The following is a 14,408-nucleotide window of genomic DNA, read 5'->3' as shown; positions in this document are numbered from 1 at the left end:
TTGTAAAACACCGGCCGGCTCGCACCACGTCCGGGGCCGTGCTACAGTCCGGCCCGATGGCGTCCGGCCATCCGAACCCCGACCCACCGCCCATGTCAGAGCAGCCAGAGCGCCCAGCCGAGCCTTCCGTCGCCAAGTCCCCGGCGATGAACGTCAAGACCGCCTTGCGCGTCATCGAGATCATCGAGACCTTCGCACGCGAACGGCGCGCCCTGTCGCTTTCGGAACTGGCCCGCCTGCTGGCAGTGCCGGCGTCCAGTTGCCTGGCGCTGATCCGCACGCTGACTTCACTGGGTTATCTGTACGAAACGGCGCGCCGCCAGGGCTACTATCCCACCGGCCGGCTGCTGGCGATGGCGCAGCAGATTGCCCGTCACGACCCCGTGCTGGACCGGGTGCACGGCACGATGAGCGAACTGCGCGACGCCACCGGCGAGACGGTGGTCATCGGCAAGCTGCACGAAGGCACGGCCGTGGTCTACCTGGATGTTCTCGAATCCCCGCACGCGATCCGCTATATCGCAACGGCCGGCGAACGGCGCGAGCTGCACGCCAATTCCATCGGCAAGGCCCTGCTGGCCGCGATGGACGATGCCGAGCGTGCCGCGCTGCTGCCACGGCTGCCGTTCCAGGGCTTTACGCCGCGCACGCTGACCACACCGGATACGCTCGAGGAAAACCTGCGCCAGTCGCGCGAGCGCGGCGCCTACGTGAATCTGAGCGAGTCGATGCCCGACGTGGGCGCGCTGGCCTGGCCGGTGCGGCTGTCGGGCGAGTGCTATGCAATTTCTATTGCGGGGCCCGTGTACCGGATCGAGCCGCATCTGGAGCGTTACGCCGCCATCCTGCGCGCGGCCTGTGCCTCGCTGGAAAAGACCTGAGCAAACGCCCGATCGACGCTCAGTCGACCGTTTCGCGCGCGTGCAGCCGCCAGCCGGTGGCCTGGGGCAGGTCGAGGTCGTCGACCAGGGTCGTGGCGGCCAGCGCCAGCACGGCATTCTTGCGGCGCCACGTCAGACCGTTGGCCTGCTCCCGCGCCGATGGCACGGCTTCCACCACATGCCCCATCATCGTCTGGAACAGGTTGCCGCCATGGCACTTGATCCACGCTTCCTTGAGCGTCCATAGCTGGAAAAACGCCAGCATGCGGGCATCGTCATCGTCATTGGCCAGCAACTGCGGCAGCGCGGTGCGCTCGGCCTCGGTGGTGGTGGCCTCGATCAGCGTGCCCAGGTGCTTGCGCGGCTGCATCTCCTCGATGTCGACGCCCACTGGCAGGTCCGATACCGCGCAGGCCAGATGGTCGCCCGAGTGGGCAAGCGACACGAAAACCGGCGTGCCCACCGCGCCGGCCGTATGCGTGGCCAGCGGCGGCGCGTCCTCGGCAGCGGACAGCGCCCATTCCGATGCGTCGCCACCGAACGTCACGGCCAGCAGGCGGCGCGCCAGCCAGCGCCCTGCCGCGAACTGCTCCGCACGCTGCTGCGCGCGCATGTCCGCCAGCCGTGCCAGTTCCTCCGCCGACATCCAGCGGCTGACAGGTGGCGCCATGGCGGCAAAGGCCATGACCGATCCGGTACGCAAGGCAAGCGGCATGGTCAGTGGGGCTCTGAGTCGGTCCAGCGGCGAAAGATCAGCGACGTATTGATGCCCCCGAACGCGAAATTGTTGCTCATGACATGGTCGACATCGAGCCGGCGCCCTTCCCCGACGATATGGTCCAGCGGCGCGCAACGCGGGTCGGGCCGGTCGAGGTTGAGGGTGGGCGCGAACCACCCGTCGCGCATCATCTCGATGGTCATCCACGCTTCCAGCGCCCCGCAGGCGCCCAGCGTGTGGCCAAGATAACTCTTCAGCGAACTGATCGGCACGCCTGCGCCGAACACGGCATGCGTGGCCTCTGCCTCGGCCAGGTCGCCCTGCTCCGTGGCGGTGCCGTGGGCGTTGACGTAGCCGATGCGGTCCGGCGTCAGCCCCGCATCGTCCAGCGCCATGCGCATTGCCCGCGCCATGGTTTCGGGTTGCGCCTGCGTGACGTGGTTGCCGTCGCTGTTGGTGCCATACCCGACAACCTCGGCCAGAATGCGCGCGCCACGCGCCCGCGCATGGTCCAACTCTTCCAGCACCAGCGTGCCCGCGCCTTCGCCCAGCACCAGCCCATCACGCGCGGCATCAAACGGGCGCGGCGTGGACTCGGGCGCATCGTTGCGCGTGCTGGCTGCGAACAGGGTGTCGAAGACGGCCGCCTCGGTGGCGTCGAGTTCTTCCGCGCCACCGGCCAGCATGGCCACCTGGCGGCCCATGGCGATGGTCTCGAAGGCGTAGCCAATGCCATGGCTGCCCGACGTGCACGCGCTGGACGTGGTCAGGATGCGCCCCGTCACGCCGAAGAACAGTCCGATATTGACGGCGGTGGTGTGGGCCATCATCCGGATATAGGTGGTGGCATTGATGCCTTCGGTCGTGCGGTCGCTCATCATGCGCGCGAAGTCCTGCGCGGCCGATGGCGTACCCGTCGACGAGCCGTAGGCGATGCCCATGCGCCCATCCGTAACCAGCGGATGACCCGCCAGCCCGGCATCGGCCAGCGCGGCCTCGCTGGCCAGCACGGCCATCTGCGACACGCGGCCCATCGTGCGCATCAGCTTGCGCGTGTAGTGCGACGGTAGCGTGAACGGCGGCACCGGTGCGCCAAGCTGGGTGTTGAGCCCGCGAATGCCGACCCACTCGTCCATGCGCACGACCGCATTCCGGCCGGTGGCCAACTTGCCGCTCACCGTTGTCCAGTCATTGCCCAACGCACTGACGGCACCCGCGCCCGTCACCACCACCCGCTTCATCCGAACATGCCTCCGTTGACCGATATCACTTGCCGCGTAATGTAACCGGCATCGGCCGAAAGCAGAAAGGCGACCGTTGCAGCTACCTCATCCGGGGTACCCAAACGCCGCGCGGGGATGATTTTCAGCGCCTCGTCGCGCACGTGGGCATCGACCATGTCGGTATCGATCAACCCAGGTGCCACGCAGTTCACCGTGATCTGCCGCTTGGCCAGTTCGATCGCCAGCGCCTTGCTCGCGCCGATGATGCCGGCCTTGGCCGCGCTGTAGTTGGTCTGCCCCCGGTTGCCGACCAGCCCCGACACCGACGACAGCGTCACGATGCGGCCCGGACGGCGCCGCTGCACCATCGGCATCACCAGCGGATTGAGCACGTTGTAGAACGCGTCCAGGTTGGTATGCACTACCTCGTCCCATTCCTCGCCGGTCATGGCCGGAAACGCGGCATCGCGGGCCAGCCCGGCATTGCACACCACGCCGTAGTAGCAGCCATGCTGTTCGATATCGGCCAGCAGCACCTGGGCCGCGGCCTCGCGCTGACTGACGTCGAACGCCAGCACGCGCGCGTTGCGGCCGAATGCGCGCACCGCATCGGCCACGGACTCGGCCTCGTCGCGGCTGGCGCGGCAATGCACCACCACGTCGTAGCCGTCGCGCGCCAGGCGCAAGGCAATGGCGCGGCCGATACCGCGCGACGCGCCTGTCACGAGCACCGTCTGGTTCGTCATGTCTGCTGTCCTTCGAGGAATGCCTGCGCATCGGCAGGCGCATATACGGAAACCGTGGCACGGGCAACTTCGTTGCCATCCTGCGCCAGCGTGCAGGCGAACATCGACATGCCATCGTCGCCAGCCATCTCCAGCTGCACGTGGATGGTCAACACACTGCCGGCCGCGAACGCCGCCGTGTTGCAGGCATAGCGCCGCGTGCCCAGCAGGAAACCCGGCACGGGCTTGTTGCCCGTCTCGCGCGCCCGCATGCCGGCCCAGGCCGCGATGGTCTGGGCCATGTACTCGATGCCGATCCACGCCGGCATGCCGGCTTCATCTACAAATAGCTGCGTCGGACGCACCGTGGCCCGCGCCACGGCGTGTGTGGCATCGGCCTCCAGCAGTTCGTCGACCAGGCGCATGGCACCCGCATGGGGCACCAGCTCGCCGATGGGCGGCAACGGCCTCCGTGCAGTCGATAACGGATCGGCGCCAGCCATCTTTAGCTCCCGCTCATCACCAGCACGCAGTTGCTGCCGCCGAACGCGAACGAATTGCTCATTGCGTGCCGCACCGGCCGCCCCAGCATTTCGTCGGCACCCACCACATGCAGCGACGCGATGACCGGGTCCAGCACGCCGTCCCACCAGTGCGCGGGCAGCCGGCCCTGCGGGTTGCCATCCAGCGTCAGGTACAGCAGCGCGGCCTCCACGGCACCGGCGGCGCCCAGCGTATGACCAGTCTGCGGCTTGGTGGAACTGACCGCGATATCGGCGCCGAACAGCTCGGTCACGGCGCGTGCTTCCATGGCGTCGTTCTGCTCGGTGGCCGTGCCATGCAGGTTCAGGTAGTCGATATCGCCAGGCTGCAGTCCCGCGCGCGCCAGCGCCTGCTGCATGGCCACGCGCGCGCCGGTGCCCGTGGGATCGGGTGCGGAAATGTGATGGGCGTCCCCGGTTTCGCCCCAGCCGGCCAGCCTCACCGGCCCCGGCTCGCGCGACATCAGGAACAGCGCCGCGCCCTCGCCCAGGTTGATGCCCTGGCGATGCGCCGACAGCGGATTGCAGCGCGTGGCGCTGACCGCATCGAGCGAGCGAAAACCCGCAATGGTGAAACTGCACAGCGTATCGACGCCGCCCGCGATGGCCACATCAGCCAGGCCGTGCTCCAGCAGCCGCGCGGCGGCACTGAGCGCCTTGGCGCTCGACGAGCAGGCGGTGGAAATCGTGTAGGCGGGTCCAGCAGTACCGAGCCGGCGCGCCAGGTAGCGTGCCGGTGAATCTAGCTCCTGCTGGCTGTAGTGGAAGCCAAACGGCCATGCGCCCGTGGCGGTGCGCATGCGCACGGCAAGCTCCCCTTCGTGGATACCCGACGTACTGGTACCCAGCACAATGGCCACGCGCGTGGGCCCGACGCGGGCCATCGCCGCTTCGACGGCAGCATGCAGCGGCGCCAGCGCGCGTTCAAGCACGGCATTGTTGCGGCTGGCCTGCGACGGCGGCGTATCGGGCGGCAGTTGCGACACGTCGATGGACTCGGCTATGGCGCCCAGGTGCAATGGCTCGCCCGGCGTGTACAGGTCGGTGACCGTGCCGCCGGATGGGCCATCGCTACGCCACAGCGCGGCGCGAACGGCGTCGGTGCCGCTGCCCAGCGCGCACACCACGTTCATGTCGTGCAGGTACACCGTCATCGCCCACTCCCGTTGTCGCGCAAGGTACGGATGGTCAGCCGGTAGCCGTCGCGCCGCTGCGTGAACAGCGTGGTGGCGGCATCGGGATAGCGGACCTCCGCCACCACTTCCGAGCCGGCCCATAACTGACGTCCACCATCCGTGGCTTCGACGCGCCAGCCGGACGGCAGCGCGGCCTGGATGGCCGGCACCGGCCAGAGCGACAGTTGCATGTCGCTGAGGATGCGCTCCGGCTTCAGCTCCGGCGGGGCCCACGGCGATCGCGTCACGCGCAGGTCGTGCCCATCCCAGTCGATCCGCGCCAGCACCTGGTTGCCCGCCATCGCGGCCAGCCGCGTGTGGTCGGCATCGGCTTCCAGCAGCGCCAGCATCTCGCGCGTCTGTTCGCCCTGTGGCGACGGATACTGCACGGTGATCTGCTGTTGCAGGTTCAACGTGCGACCCAGCGACGCCGGCGACAGCCGCAACAGCGGCGCCTCGGCAGGCTTCGGTGCCACGGTGGCACAGCCCGCCAAGCCCGCTACAAGCGCACACGCCGCCACCAGGGAGGGCCAGTTCATGCGTTGCAAAGCTGCTCCACTACGCCAAGACGGCGGCGCGCATCGGCGACGAATGGATTCGACGTATCCCACGCGTAACCAGCCAGAATGGACGAGATCATGGCGCGAATCTCGGGCGGCGCATCCTCGTGGAAGATCACGCGCTGGAAACGCCCCTCGTACCAGGCCTCGACGAACACGCGGAAGCAGTCGACGCCGGCCTTCAGTGGCCGGGCGAATTCGGCTTCCCAGTCCACCGGCTCGCCGGCAAGCAGGCGCGCCAGACAGGCCGTGGCCAGGCTGGCCGACTTGAACGCAATCGTCACGCCCGACGAGAACACGGGGTCCAGGAATTCGCCGGCATTGCCGAGCAGTGCGTATCCATTGCCCCAGAGCGAGCGCACATTGGCTGCATAGCCCGCGATCTGGCGCGCCGGCGTGTCCCACTGCACGTCCTTGAGCAACGTGGCCAGGTTGGGATCCTCATCGACCAGCGCGCGCAGCCTGGTCATTTCGTCGCCCTCGTACCGGTCGAGGAACGCCTTCTCGGCCACCACGCCCAGCGAGCATCGGCCGTTCGAGAACGGAATGGTCCAGTACCAGACGTCGTCATGCTCCGGATGCACGCCCACGCGGATCTTGTTGCGGTCGAACGTGCCCGGCGGAATGCCATCGGCCACGTGCGTGAAGATGGCGGCGCGCACCGGGAAGTTCGACGGCGTTTCCAGGTCCAGCAGGCGCGGCAGGATGCGGCCGAAGCCGGATGCATCGAGCAGGAATTTCGCTTCGACCTGATAGCGCGTGCCGTCGTCGGCGCGTACCGTGACCACCGGCGCGGAACCGTCGACGTCCACGGCCTCCACTACATGGCGGAAACGCACTTCGGCGCCCTGCTTCTGCGCCTCGCGGATCAGCACGTCATCGAAATGGGCGCGTTGCACCTGGTAGGTCGTGCCCCATCCGGCCGAGAATTTCTCGCGGAAATCGAAATCGGTGTACTTGTCGCCACGCGCAAACGCGGCGCCGTTCTTGTACTGGAAGCCGGCCTCGACCACGGCCTGCAGCATGCCCGCTTCTTCGATGTACGCCATGCTTTGCGGCAGCAGGCTTTCGCCAATCGAAAAACGCGGGAACGTCTCTTTCTCAAGCACCAGCACGCCGATGCCCTGCTTGCGCAGCAGCCCGGCGGCCACAGAACCGGCGGGGCCGGCTCCCACGATGACTACTTCGGCTCGTTCGGTTCTCATCAATGTTTCTCCTGTTGCGCCACGTTCGCCGCTGCGGGCCTGAACCATGGCGACAATACCCATACCGCCCCGACGCCCGACAGCATCGTCATGCCAAACGCATGCAATGCCGGCGTCGAGGACAAAGCCAGCAATCCGAAGGCCAGCAGCGTGCTGGCCGCGCCCAGCACAATGGCTGTCCACGACACGCCATCGCCCGGATGCTCCAGCAAGAAGATCCCGTAATCGACGCCAACGCCCAGCAGCAAAGCGAGCGCGAGGATCGAAAACAGCTGTAGCGGCACCTGCAGCCACCCGAGCATGGCCACGCTGAACGCGGCGGCCAGCAGCGTCGGTGCCAGCGCGCGCCAGCCGGACCGGCCATAGCGCCACGCCAGCAGCAGCGCCACCATGGCCGCACCAGCCAGCAGCAGCCAGCTCATCAGCACGCGATAGTGATGCAGCAGTGACGAATAGTCGGCCACGCGGTCTACCCACTCCGCGCCGGGCACCTGCCTGACCGTGGTGGCGATGTCGCGCATGGCTTGCGCGTTCTCCAGGCCGCGCAGCAGCATCACGCTGGCGTAGCCATTGCCATCCAGCCCCAGCCAGAGATTGCGCAGCGTGTCGGATACCGGATGATCCAGCCACGCCTGCAACGTCAGGACGTCGGCGCCGGGGCTGGCCGCGGGCGCGGCGACCGTGCCGCCCAGTGCCTTGGACACACGCTCGCGCACGGCCGCTTCCTGCCGGTCGGCCAGCGCCGCGTCGGCGCGCTGGCGGGCGGCTGATGGCACCCAATCGGAAATCGCCACGAAGCCCGCGAGTTCTTGATGCTGCAAGGCACCGGCCAGACTCGACTTGACGGCCTCCTCGCGCGCCAGCACCTCGTCTGGCGTGGCGCCGCGCACGAGCACGAATTGCGCGGGACTGGGCGAACCCAGCAAGCGGCCAACTGTGCGCTGCGCCTCGATCAGCGCCGGCGGCGAGCTTTGCAGTTGCCGCACGTCGTCGACCACACGTACCTGCCACACCCCGGTCCCGATGAATGCCATCAGCAGACCCAGTGCTACCCAGGTGCGCCGGTCGTTGCGGACGCGTGGCCAGCGGGCCAGGCTGTCGGAAAGCCACGTCGACAGGCGTGTGGCACGTGGCGTGCCGCGATCGAGCAACGGAAACCAGAACACCACGGTCAGGAACGCCCCGGTCAGCCCCACGGCCGAGAACAGCGCCATCTGGCGCAGCCCGGGGAACGGCGCGATGCCCAGCGCCAGATAGGCCATGACGCTGGTCAGCAATGCCAGCGACAAGCCCGGCAGCAGGAAGCGCATCACCGATGGCGGTGTGGCGCGCGGCATGGCCTGGCGCGTGACGAAATAGTGGATGCCGAAATCCTCGGCCACGCCCATCAGGCTCGCGCCAAACACCAGCGCGATCAGGTGCACGCGATCGAACACGATGGCGGTGGCGGATATCGCCATGCCGGTACCGATCAGTAGTGAAAGTCCCACCAGCACGATGGGCCGCAGCGAGCGAAACGCCAACCAGACCAGCAACAGCACCGCCGCCAGCGAGCCCAGGCCAATCACGTTCATTTCCCAGTTGGCCTGCGAGGCCGCCGCCTCGGCATGCAGCGGAATGCCGGCCAGGATCACGCGCACCGCACCGTCGCCGCTGCGTGCGGCCGATTCGGCCCGGCCCAAAAGATCGCCGTAGTCGGTGTTGCCGTTGGCCGAGAATCCCGACTTGCTGGTGCGGAAGGTCAGCACGGCCCAATCCTTGCCGTCGCCGGTCACGGTTGCCATGCCGTCACGTTCGCGCACGCGCGTGGCCGCCGCGCGGTCCAGCCACCACTGCTGCCACAGGCCGAGTGGATCGGCGGCCCAGTCGGTCAGCCGGGGACCCATCGACAGCTGGTAAAGCCGCGCCAGCGACTGCTGCGCGAGCGCATCAGGGCTTGCCGTGGCCAGTTGCTGGCGCTGGGCATCGGTCAGCAGGCGGTCGCGCCAGGGACGATAGAACGCCAGCGCGGCATCGAAATCGAAGGCGCCGATCTTGTCCTGCGGTTGCAGCAGCGCATTGTCGCGCCCGATCGCCTGCCTGAAGCGCTGGGCCGCATCTCGTGTGCGCGTCCAGTCGTTGCTGCCGACCAGCACCACCACCTCGCGCGACACGCCCTCGCCAAGCTGGCGCAGCACACGGTCTGCCGTGGCCGTGCGCTCGCTGCCGGGCAGCAGCGCCATCACATCGGTATCCAGGCGGGATGCGCGCCAGAACTGTAGCTGGTGCACTGCCACGGCCAGCACCAGCAGCAGCCATGCGATGGCCAGCACGCGATCGCGTCGCGTGAGCGTGCCTTGCATCGCGAGCCCGCCTGCCACATTACTCAAAACGCTGCTCCTCGGTGGCATCGAGCCGGCTTGCCGCCGCGGGATCGAGCATCTTCACGACCGTGCTGTCGCCGTTGGGCTCGGACAGCTTCACGTCGCGCACGAACTGGTCGCCGGACAGGTCGATGCGCGAGAACGCGCGGCGCATGCCGGCATCGGTCGGTACCAGCGTGAGCGTCCAGCCCTTGCCGGCGCCCAGCTTGCCGGTCACGTCAAAGCGCGCGGACAGGCTGCGGAAATCGCCCCGCAGCATGGCGATGATCGACTCGCCCACCACGCGCATGGCGGGCTGGGTGTCGGCCTGCAGTTGCTGCTGCACCTTGCCGTCGGCGCCGCGCATGACGAGCTTTTGCGGCGTGACGAGCAGGCTCGACGAGACCGGGTCACGCGTATTCCACAGCACACCACGGCCACGAACGACGATGAATTCGCCGTGCGACACCAACGGATTGCTGAAGCCGGCCAGCCGCCGCGTCTGCTCGAACTTGCCCCGGATGACCGGCGCATCGGTGAGCCGTGCGGCCACGGCCGCGGTCAGGTCCTCGGCATGCAGCGGCAGCGCCGCCAGGCAGCCCAGGGCCGCCAGCATGCGCAATGCGTCGCGGCGCATCATGATTGCACTCCCAGTCGTTGCAGCAGCACAGGCGGGCTGGCGTACAACATCTCCTGCGTCGCCAGGTCCACGGCCACCTGGATCGAGAAGCCGCGCGTCAGGCGCTTGCCGGTGGCTGCGTCGCGCGCCTCGTAGTGGATCTTGAGCCGGTGCTCCCATTCGGCAAACGTGGCGCGCACGATGACCGGCTGGCCGTAGCGCAGCGGACGCACATACTTGACCCGGATATCGATGATGGGCCACGCATAGCCCGATTCGCGCATCTGCGGGTAGTCGTAGTCGATCTGCTGCAGCAACGCGCAACGCGCCAGTTCGAAGTAGCGCAAGTAGTTGCCATGCCACACCACGTCCATCGGATCGAGGTCGTGAAAGGCGGGCGTCAGCTCGATTTCATGGCTCAGGACGTTCGGCATCATGGTCGCGCGCTGCCTGCAAGGGATCTAGCCGTCCGACGCTGATCGGATCATCGGCCCAGAATTCGTAGAAATTGAACCAGTCGAACGGCGAGCGCACGACCAGCAGTTCCAGCCAGGCCGCATAACGCTGCGCCAGCTCCACGAGCCGCGCCTCGCGGTGGGCGCGCGGCAGCGTCACGTCGCGGGCCAGCTCCGCGAAGCGGATCACGTGGCCGTTGCCCGCACGCACGCAGCCCATCGCGAACAACGGGCACTTGAGCAATGCGGCCAGCACGTATGGCCCGACCGGAAAGCGCGCCGGTGCGCCCAGGAACGGCACGCGTACAGCGCGGCCACCATGCGCGGGCGCGCGGTCGCCGGCAATCGCCACGAACTCGCCCGCCTGCACGCGCGCCGACAGTTCGATGGCCGTGGCCGGCGAGATATCGTCGATCTGGTAGAGCTGCAGCGTCGAATCGGGGTCGAGCCGCGCGAGGATGCGATTGAACTGCTCGGCGTGCGCCGAATGCACCAGCACGGTCAGGCGCAGCCCGTCGATGCGGTTGGCCATGGCACGGCACAGCTCCAGGCAGCCCACGTGGGCCGTCATGATGATGCCGCCCTGGCGGCTGGCAATCTGCTTGAGCAGGACGTCGGCACCTTCCTTGGTCACGTGCTCGAAGCGATAGCGGCCGCCGATGGCCAGCAGCTTGTCCAGGATCGTGTCGCCGAACGAGAACAGGTGGAACAGCGAGTGGCGCCACGTAGGCCGCGTGCCGATGGCACCGGTGGCGGCTTCCAGGCGCCGCAAGTAGTCGCCCGACGACCGGCGCGCCAGCGGATAGGCCAGCCAGAAGTACGCCACCACGGGCACCATCACCGCACGGAACAGCACGCGCCCGAACACGCGGTACAGCGCATAGAGCAGCCAGATGCCCCATACGCACGTGGCCTCGCCAAGCGCGCTCCAGTGGCGCGATGACGACGATTCCCGTGTGTGCTCCGACCGGTCGGGATGGACGATACTCATGCCGCCCTCCCCTTGCGCCACAGCAGCGACGGCATGCGCCAGATCATGCCGACGAACAGCTTCGACAGCATGCCGGCCATCAGCACGTTGTCGTGCAGCATGCGGAAGTGCGATACCCCATCGGACGGATACGTGACCCGCGTGGGCACGTTGATGACGGTCGCGCCGCGCCAGTACAGCCTGACGATGACCTCGGTGTCGAACTCCATGTGGTGGCCCAGGCGCGTATCGGCCATCAGCGCCGTCACCGCGTGCAGCGGGTACACGCGCAGCCCGCACATGGAGTCGCGGATGTCGAACGACAGCGTAATCAGCCAGACCAGGATGTGCGTCAGGTAGCGGAAGTAGAAACGATGCATCGGCACGGTCTTGTCGTAGACCGGATACCCGGCGACCACCGCGTCCGGATGCGACTGTGCCAGCGCCAGAAAGCGCGGGATGTCATTGGCGTCGTGCTGGCCGTCGGCGTCGATCTGCAGCGCATGCGTGTAGCCCAGGCGCGCCGCCGTCTGGAATCCGGCCATCATCGCCGCGCCCTTGCCCTGGTTGTGGGGCAGGCGCTCCAGCAGCACGCGGCCCGGGTTCGCATCGGCGATCTGGCGCAGCACGGTCTCGCACGCGGGGCCGCTGCCATCGTCGACCAGCAGGCACGGCCACGGATGGCGCAGGATGGCCTCGACCATGGCGCCAATGGCATGCTCGTGGTCGTAGACCGGAACCAGCACGATGGGACGAAACGCTGCGCTCATGAAGCTATGGGGTGAAAAATGATCTTGCCGCTCGCATGCGCGCCGGCATCGGAGGTGAATCGGAAACCCAGTACGCATTCGGCCGGCTGCCACTCCAGCGACAACCTGACGCGGGCGCCGGGGCGAATCACGGCATGGAACTTGAGCATGTCGAGCCGCGCAAAGCGGTCGCGCGGCGGAATGGCCAGCCGCTCGGGCGCCAGCGCCATGACCCAGTCCACCTGCGCCACGCCCGGCACGATGGGCATGCCGGGAAAGTGGCCGTCGAATACAGCCAGATCCTCGGCGATATCAAGCTCGGCCTGCGCCGATGTGGCGTCGGCATCGAGCCAGTGCGCCGCCGGCACCACGTGCCGGAACAGTTCGCGCAGCATGGCCTCGGTGGTCTTGCCTTGTGCATTGGCGGGCAATTCGCGCGTATAGAGCCAGCGGCGCGGCAGTGCCACGGGATCGACGGAGCCGCCCAGCCACGTACGCAAGGCGCGGTTCATCGCGGGGCGGCCTTCCGTATCGATCAGCGCCCGCCCTGCATCGGCCAGCACCACCACAGCGCCGACGCGTTCGCCCACGGCCGTGGCAATCATCGCCACGCGGGCTTCGCGCACCAGCGGCGACGCGGCAAGACGCTGCTCGATGGCGCTGAGCGAAATGCGCTTTTCCTCGATCTTGACGATGCGGTCGGCCCGGCCGGCCAGCACGAAGCCGCCTTCCTGGGTGGGCAGCGCGCGATCCGCGCAGACATGCCAGTTGTCGTCGGGCAGATGCGCGGAACGTACCGCGAGCTGTCCGTCCTGGAGTCGCCACGCCACACCGGGCAGCGGCGTCCAGGCATCGTCGTGCAGCGCACGCTGGCGCCACGCCACGCCGCCGGTCTCGGAGCTGCCGAACACCTCGATGGGCGACTGCCCCAGGCAACGCAGCACTTCGGTCGAGGCATCGGCAGGCAGCGGGCCGCCCGACGAGAATACGGCGCGCAACACCGTTTGCGTTGCGGACCAGTCGGCCAGCGGCAGGCGCTTCAGATGCGCCGGGCTGCTGACCAGTATTACCGGCGTGGAATCATCGGCGCATTCGCTCGACAGTTCCTCCAGGAACGCCAGCCGCGCCTGCGGCATGGCACGCCCTGTCGCCAGCGGCCACAGGACCGTGAACAGCAATCCATAGATGTGCTGGTGCGATACCGTGGTGAAGACGCGCGCCTCGGCCGGAAATTTCGCGCCGAACGCCTGCTGCAATGCCGCGATCTCGGCGTCGAGCTGAGCCAGTCGCTTGGGCAACGCCACGGGTGCGCCGGTCGATCCCGATGTGAACAGCGTGAGCCAGGTATCGCGGGGCGCCAGCGGCTGCCAGTCGAATGCCGGGACATCGGGCGCGGCCTGCAGCGCGTGCGGCAGATCGCCCGCCAGGCCGTCCACGGTGTCGCCCAGCGCCGCGATGGTTTGCGGGCGCGCATCGCCCGGCAGCACCACATGCTTGCCGGCGTGCCATGCGCCAAACAAGGCCGCCGCGAATTCATCGGGACGTTCGAAGTAAAGAACCCAGCGCTGCCCCGGCCGCGACGCGAACGCGTGGCGCCATGCGGCTGCGCGCGCCACGAAACCACTCGGGTCGTCGGCCTGCATGGCCAGTCGGTGCATCACGCCCCGCACGTCGATCGGGTACTCAGCCATGATGCCGCTCCGCGTGCCGCGCCCGGACGCGCTGGCGCACCAGCCATTCGCCGGCAAACATGGCACCGATCAGGCCATAGGCAATGGCGCCGTTATAGAGCGCCCAAACCCGGTCGCTGGCGGCAAACGTCGTGATGGCAGCAATCGCGCCATTGCAGACGAAGAACACACACCAGGCCTGCGTCACCCGACGCGTATAGGCCACGCCGTGCGCCGGCAGATCAGGCTCGCGCAGACGGGCCAGCCGCTCCACCAGCGTCGGCGGATGGGCCAGGCTCCAGCCGAAGACGGCCAGCAGCCCCACGTTCACCAGCACCGGATAGACCTTCAGTGGCAGCGCATGGTCGGAAACCAGCACCGCCATGGCCAGCAGCCCGGCCAGCAACGCCAGCACGCGCCACCCCGCCTGGCGGCTGGTGGTGGCGCGCAGCAGCGCGAGCGCGAGCAGCGCCAGCGCCATCACACGCGGCGAATAGTGCTGTAAGCCAAAATAGATTACGAGCGGGTATGCCATCGTCAGCAGTCCCAGCCCCCATTTGCGCCATCTCATGCC

The 14,408-nt window shown here is 67.9% G+C and carries 15 protein-coding genes; 1 reads left to right on the top strand and 14 read right to left on the bottom strand.

The features are described from left to right. Window positions 1-146 precede the first annotated feature (146 nt). Complete coding sequence (locus MFF62_RS12905; protein WP_238263506.1) at window positions 147-881, top strand: IclR family transcriptional regulator; 735 nt, start codon at window positions 147-149, stop codon at window positions 879-881. A gap of 19 nt (window positions 882-900) precedes the next feature. Here MFF62_RS12905 and MFF62_RS12900 read toward each other — a convergent pair whose 3' ends face one another. Genes MFF62_RS12900 through MFF62_RS12835 form a run of 14 tightly spaced genes read right to left on the bottom strand, consistent with a single transcriptional unit; the run spans window position 901 to window position 14,405 of the window. Beyond that, on the bottom strand, window positions 901-1,596 hold the full coding sequence (locus tag MFF62_RS12900) for a 4'-phosphopantetheinyl transferase family protein (RefSeq protein WP_238263505.1): 696 nt from the start codon (window positions 1,594-1,596) through the stop codon (window positions 901-903). Window positions 1,597-1,598: 2 nt separating this feature from the next. Beyond that, window positions 1,599-2,840, bottom strand: a complete 1,242-nt coding sequence (locus MFF62_RS12895) for a beta-ketoacyl-ACP synthase (RefSeq protein ID WP_238263504.1) — start codon at window positions 2,838-2,840, stop codon at window positions 1,599-1,601. Then, window positions 2,837-3,568: a 3-oxoacyl-ACP reductase FabG gene (gene fabG / locus MFF62_RS12890; RefSeq protein WP_238263503.1), complete on the bottom strand. Its 732-nt coding sequence runs from the start codon at window positions 3,566-3,568 to the stop codon at window positions 2,837-2,839. Before fabG ends, MFF62_RS12895 begins: the two co-directional genes overlap by 4 nt. Further along, the gene (locus tag MFF62_RS12885) at window positions 3,565-4,050 is read right to left on the bottom strand and encodes a hotdog family protein (protein ID WP_238263502.1); all 486 of its coding nucleotides are present in this window, start codon (window positions 4,048-4,050) and stop codon (window positions 3,565-3,567) included. Before MFF62_RS12885 ends, fabG begins: the two co-directional genes overlap by 4 nt. A gap of 2 nt (window positions 4,051-4,052) precedes the next feature. Next, window positions 4,053-5,243: a beta-ketoacyl-ACP synthase gene (locus tag MFF62_RS12880; protein WP_238263501.1), complete on the bottom strand. Its 1,191-nt coding sequence runs from the start codon at window positions 5,241-5,243 to the stop codon at window positions 4,053-4,055. Next, window positions 5,240-5,803, bottom strand: coding sequence for a DUF3261 domain-containing protein (locus MFF62_RS12875; RefSeq protein WP_238263500.1), 564 nt, complete (start codon window positions 5,801-5,803; stop codon window positions 5,240-5,242). Before MFF62_RS12875 ends, MFF62_RS12880 begins: the two co-directional genes overlap by 4 nt. Next, window positions 5,800-7,029, bottom strand: a complete 1,230-nt coding sequence (locus tag MFF62_RS12870; RefSeq protein WP_238263499.1) for an NAD(P)/FAD-dependent oxidoreductase — start codon at window positions 7,027-7,029, stop codon at window positions 5,800-5,802. Before MFF62_RS12870 ends, MFF62_RS12875 begins: the two co-directional genes overlap by 4 nt. Continuing rightward, the gene (locus MFF62_RS12865; RefSeq protein ID WP_238263577.1) at window positions 7,029-9,389 is read right to left on the bottom strand and encodes an MMPL family transporter; all 2,361 of its coding nucleotides are present in this window, start codon (window positions 9,387-9,389) and stop codon (window positions 7,029-7,031) included. The genes MFF62_RS12870 and MFF62_RS12865 overlap by 1 nt, the downstream gene beginning before the upstream one ends. 1 nt (window position 9,390) lies before the next feature. Then, window positions 9,391-10,011 carry an outer membrane lipoprotein carrier protein LolA gene (locus MFF62_RS12860; protein WP_238263498.1) on the bottom strand — a complete coding sequence of 207 codons (621 nt, stop codon included), beginning with the start codon at window positions 10,009-10,011 and terminating at the stop codon, window positions 9,391-9,393. Next, window positions 10,008-10,424 carry an acyl-CoA thioesterase gene (locus MFF62_RS12855; protein WP_238263576.1) on the bottom strand — a complete coding sequence of 139 codons (417 nt, stop codon included), beginning with the start codon at window positions 10,422-10,424 and terminating at the stop codon, window positions 10,008-10,010. The genes MFF62_RS12860 and MFF62_RS12855 overlap by 4 nt, the downstream gene beginning before the upstream one ends. Next, window positions 10,402-11,436, bottom strand: coding sequence for an LpxL/LpxP family acyltransferase (locus tag MFF62_RS12850; protein ID WP_238263497.1), 1,035 nt, complete (start codon window positions 11,434-11,436; stop codon window positions 10,402-10,404). The genes MFF62_RS12855 and MFF62_RS12850 overlap by 23 nt, the downstream gene beginning before the upstream one ends. Further along, the gene (locus tag MFF62_RS12845) at window positions 11,433-12,185 is read right to left on the bottom strand and encodes a glycosyltransferase family 2 protein (protein WP_238263496.1); all 753 of its coding nucleotides are present in this window, start codon (window positions 12,183-12,185) and stop codon (window positions 11,433-11,435) included. The genes MFF62_RS12850 and MFF62_RS12845 overlap by 4 nt, the downstream gene beginning before the upstream one ends. Then, entirely contained in the window at window positions 12,182-13,855 is a 1,674-nt protein-coding gene (locus MFF62_RS12840) for an ApeI family dehydratase (protein WP_238263495.1), read from the bottom strand. Before MFF62_RS12840 ends, MFF62_RS12845 begins: the two co-directional genes overlap by 4 nt. Next, the gene (locus MFF62_RS12835; protein ID WP_238263494.1) at window positions 13,848-14,405 is read right to left on the bottom strand and encodes a COG4648 family protein; all 558 of its coding nucleotides are present in this window, start codon (window positions 14,403-14,405) and stop codon (window positions 13,848-13,850) included. The genes MFF62_RS12840 and MFF62_RS12835 overlap by 8 nt, the downstream gene beginning before the upstream one ends. Window positions 14,406-14,408 lie beyond the last annotated feature (3 nt).

The organism is Cupriavidus pauculus (genome assembly GCF_022179805.1).
GTDB lineage: Bacteria > Pseudomonadota > Gammaproteobacteria > Burkholderiales > Burkholderiaceae > Cupriavidus > Cupriavidus pauculus_E.
The sequence above is the reverse complement of the archived record's forward strand: the minus strand, read 5'-3'. Positions and strand labels throughout refer to the sequence as shown.

Coding starts and splice junctions, on each gene's coding strand:
- MFF62_RS12905 (WP_238263506.1), top strand. CDS start 147: ATGAACGTCAAGACCGCCTTGCGCGTCATCGAGATCATCGAGACCTTC.
- MFF62_RS12900 (WP_238263505.1), bottom strand. CDS start 1,596: ATGCCGCTTGCCTTGCGTACCGGATCGGTCATGGCCTTTGCCGCCATG.
- MFF62_RS12895 (WP_238263504.1), bottom strand. CDS start 2,840: ATGAAGCGGGTGGTGGTGACGGGCGCGGGTGCCGTCAGTGCGTTGGGC.
- fabG (WP_238263503.1), bottom strand. CDS start 3,568: ATGACGAACCAGACGGTGCTCGTGACAGGCGCGTCGCGCGGTATCGGC.
- MFF62_RS12885 (WP_238263502.1), bottom strand. CDS start 4,050: ATGGCTGGCGCCGATCCGTTATCGACTGCACGGAGGCCGTTGCCGCCC.
- MFF62_RS12880 (WP_238263501.1), bottom strand. CDS start 5,243: ATGACGGTGTACCTGCACGACATGAACGTGGTGTGCGCGCTGGGCAGC.
- MFF62_RS12875 (WP_238263500.1), bottom strand. CDS start 5,803: ATGAACTGGCCCTCCCTGGTGGCGGCGTGTGCGCTTGTAGCGGGCTTG.
- MFF62_RS12870 (WP_238263499.1), bottom strand. CDS start 7,029: ATGAGAACCGAACGAGCCGAAGTAGTCATCGTGGGAGCCGGCCCCGCC.
- MFF62_RS12860 (WP_238263498.1), bottom strand. CDS start 10,011: ATGATGCGCCGCGACGCATTGCGCATGCTGGCGGCCCTGGGCTGCCTG.
- MFF62_RS12855 (WP_238263576.1), bottom strand. CDS start 10,424: ATGCCGAACGTCCTGAGCCATGAAATCGAGCTGACGCCCGCCTTTCAC.
- MFF62_RS12850 (WP_238263497.1), bottom strand. CDS start 11,436: ATGAGTATCGTCCATCCCGACCGGTCGGAGCACACACGGGAATCGTCG.
- MFF62_RS12845 (WP_238263496.1), bottom strand. CDS start 12,185: ATGAGCGCAGCGTTTCGTCCCATCGTGCTGGTTCCGGTCTACGACCAC.
- MFF62_RS12840 (WP_238263495.1), bottom strand. CDS start 13,855: ATGGCTGAGTACCCGATCGACGTGCGGGGCGTGATGCACCGACTGGCC.
- MFF62_RS12835 (WP_238263494.1), bottom strand. CDS start 14,405: ATGAGATGGCGCAAATGGGGGCTGGGACTGCTGACGATGGCATACCCG.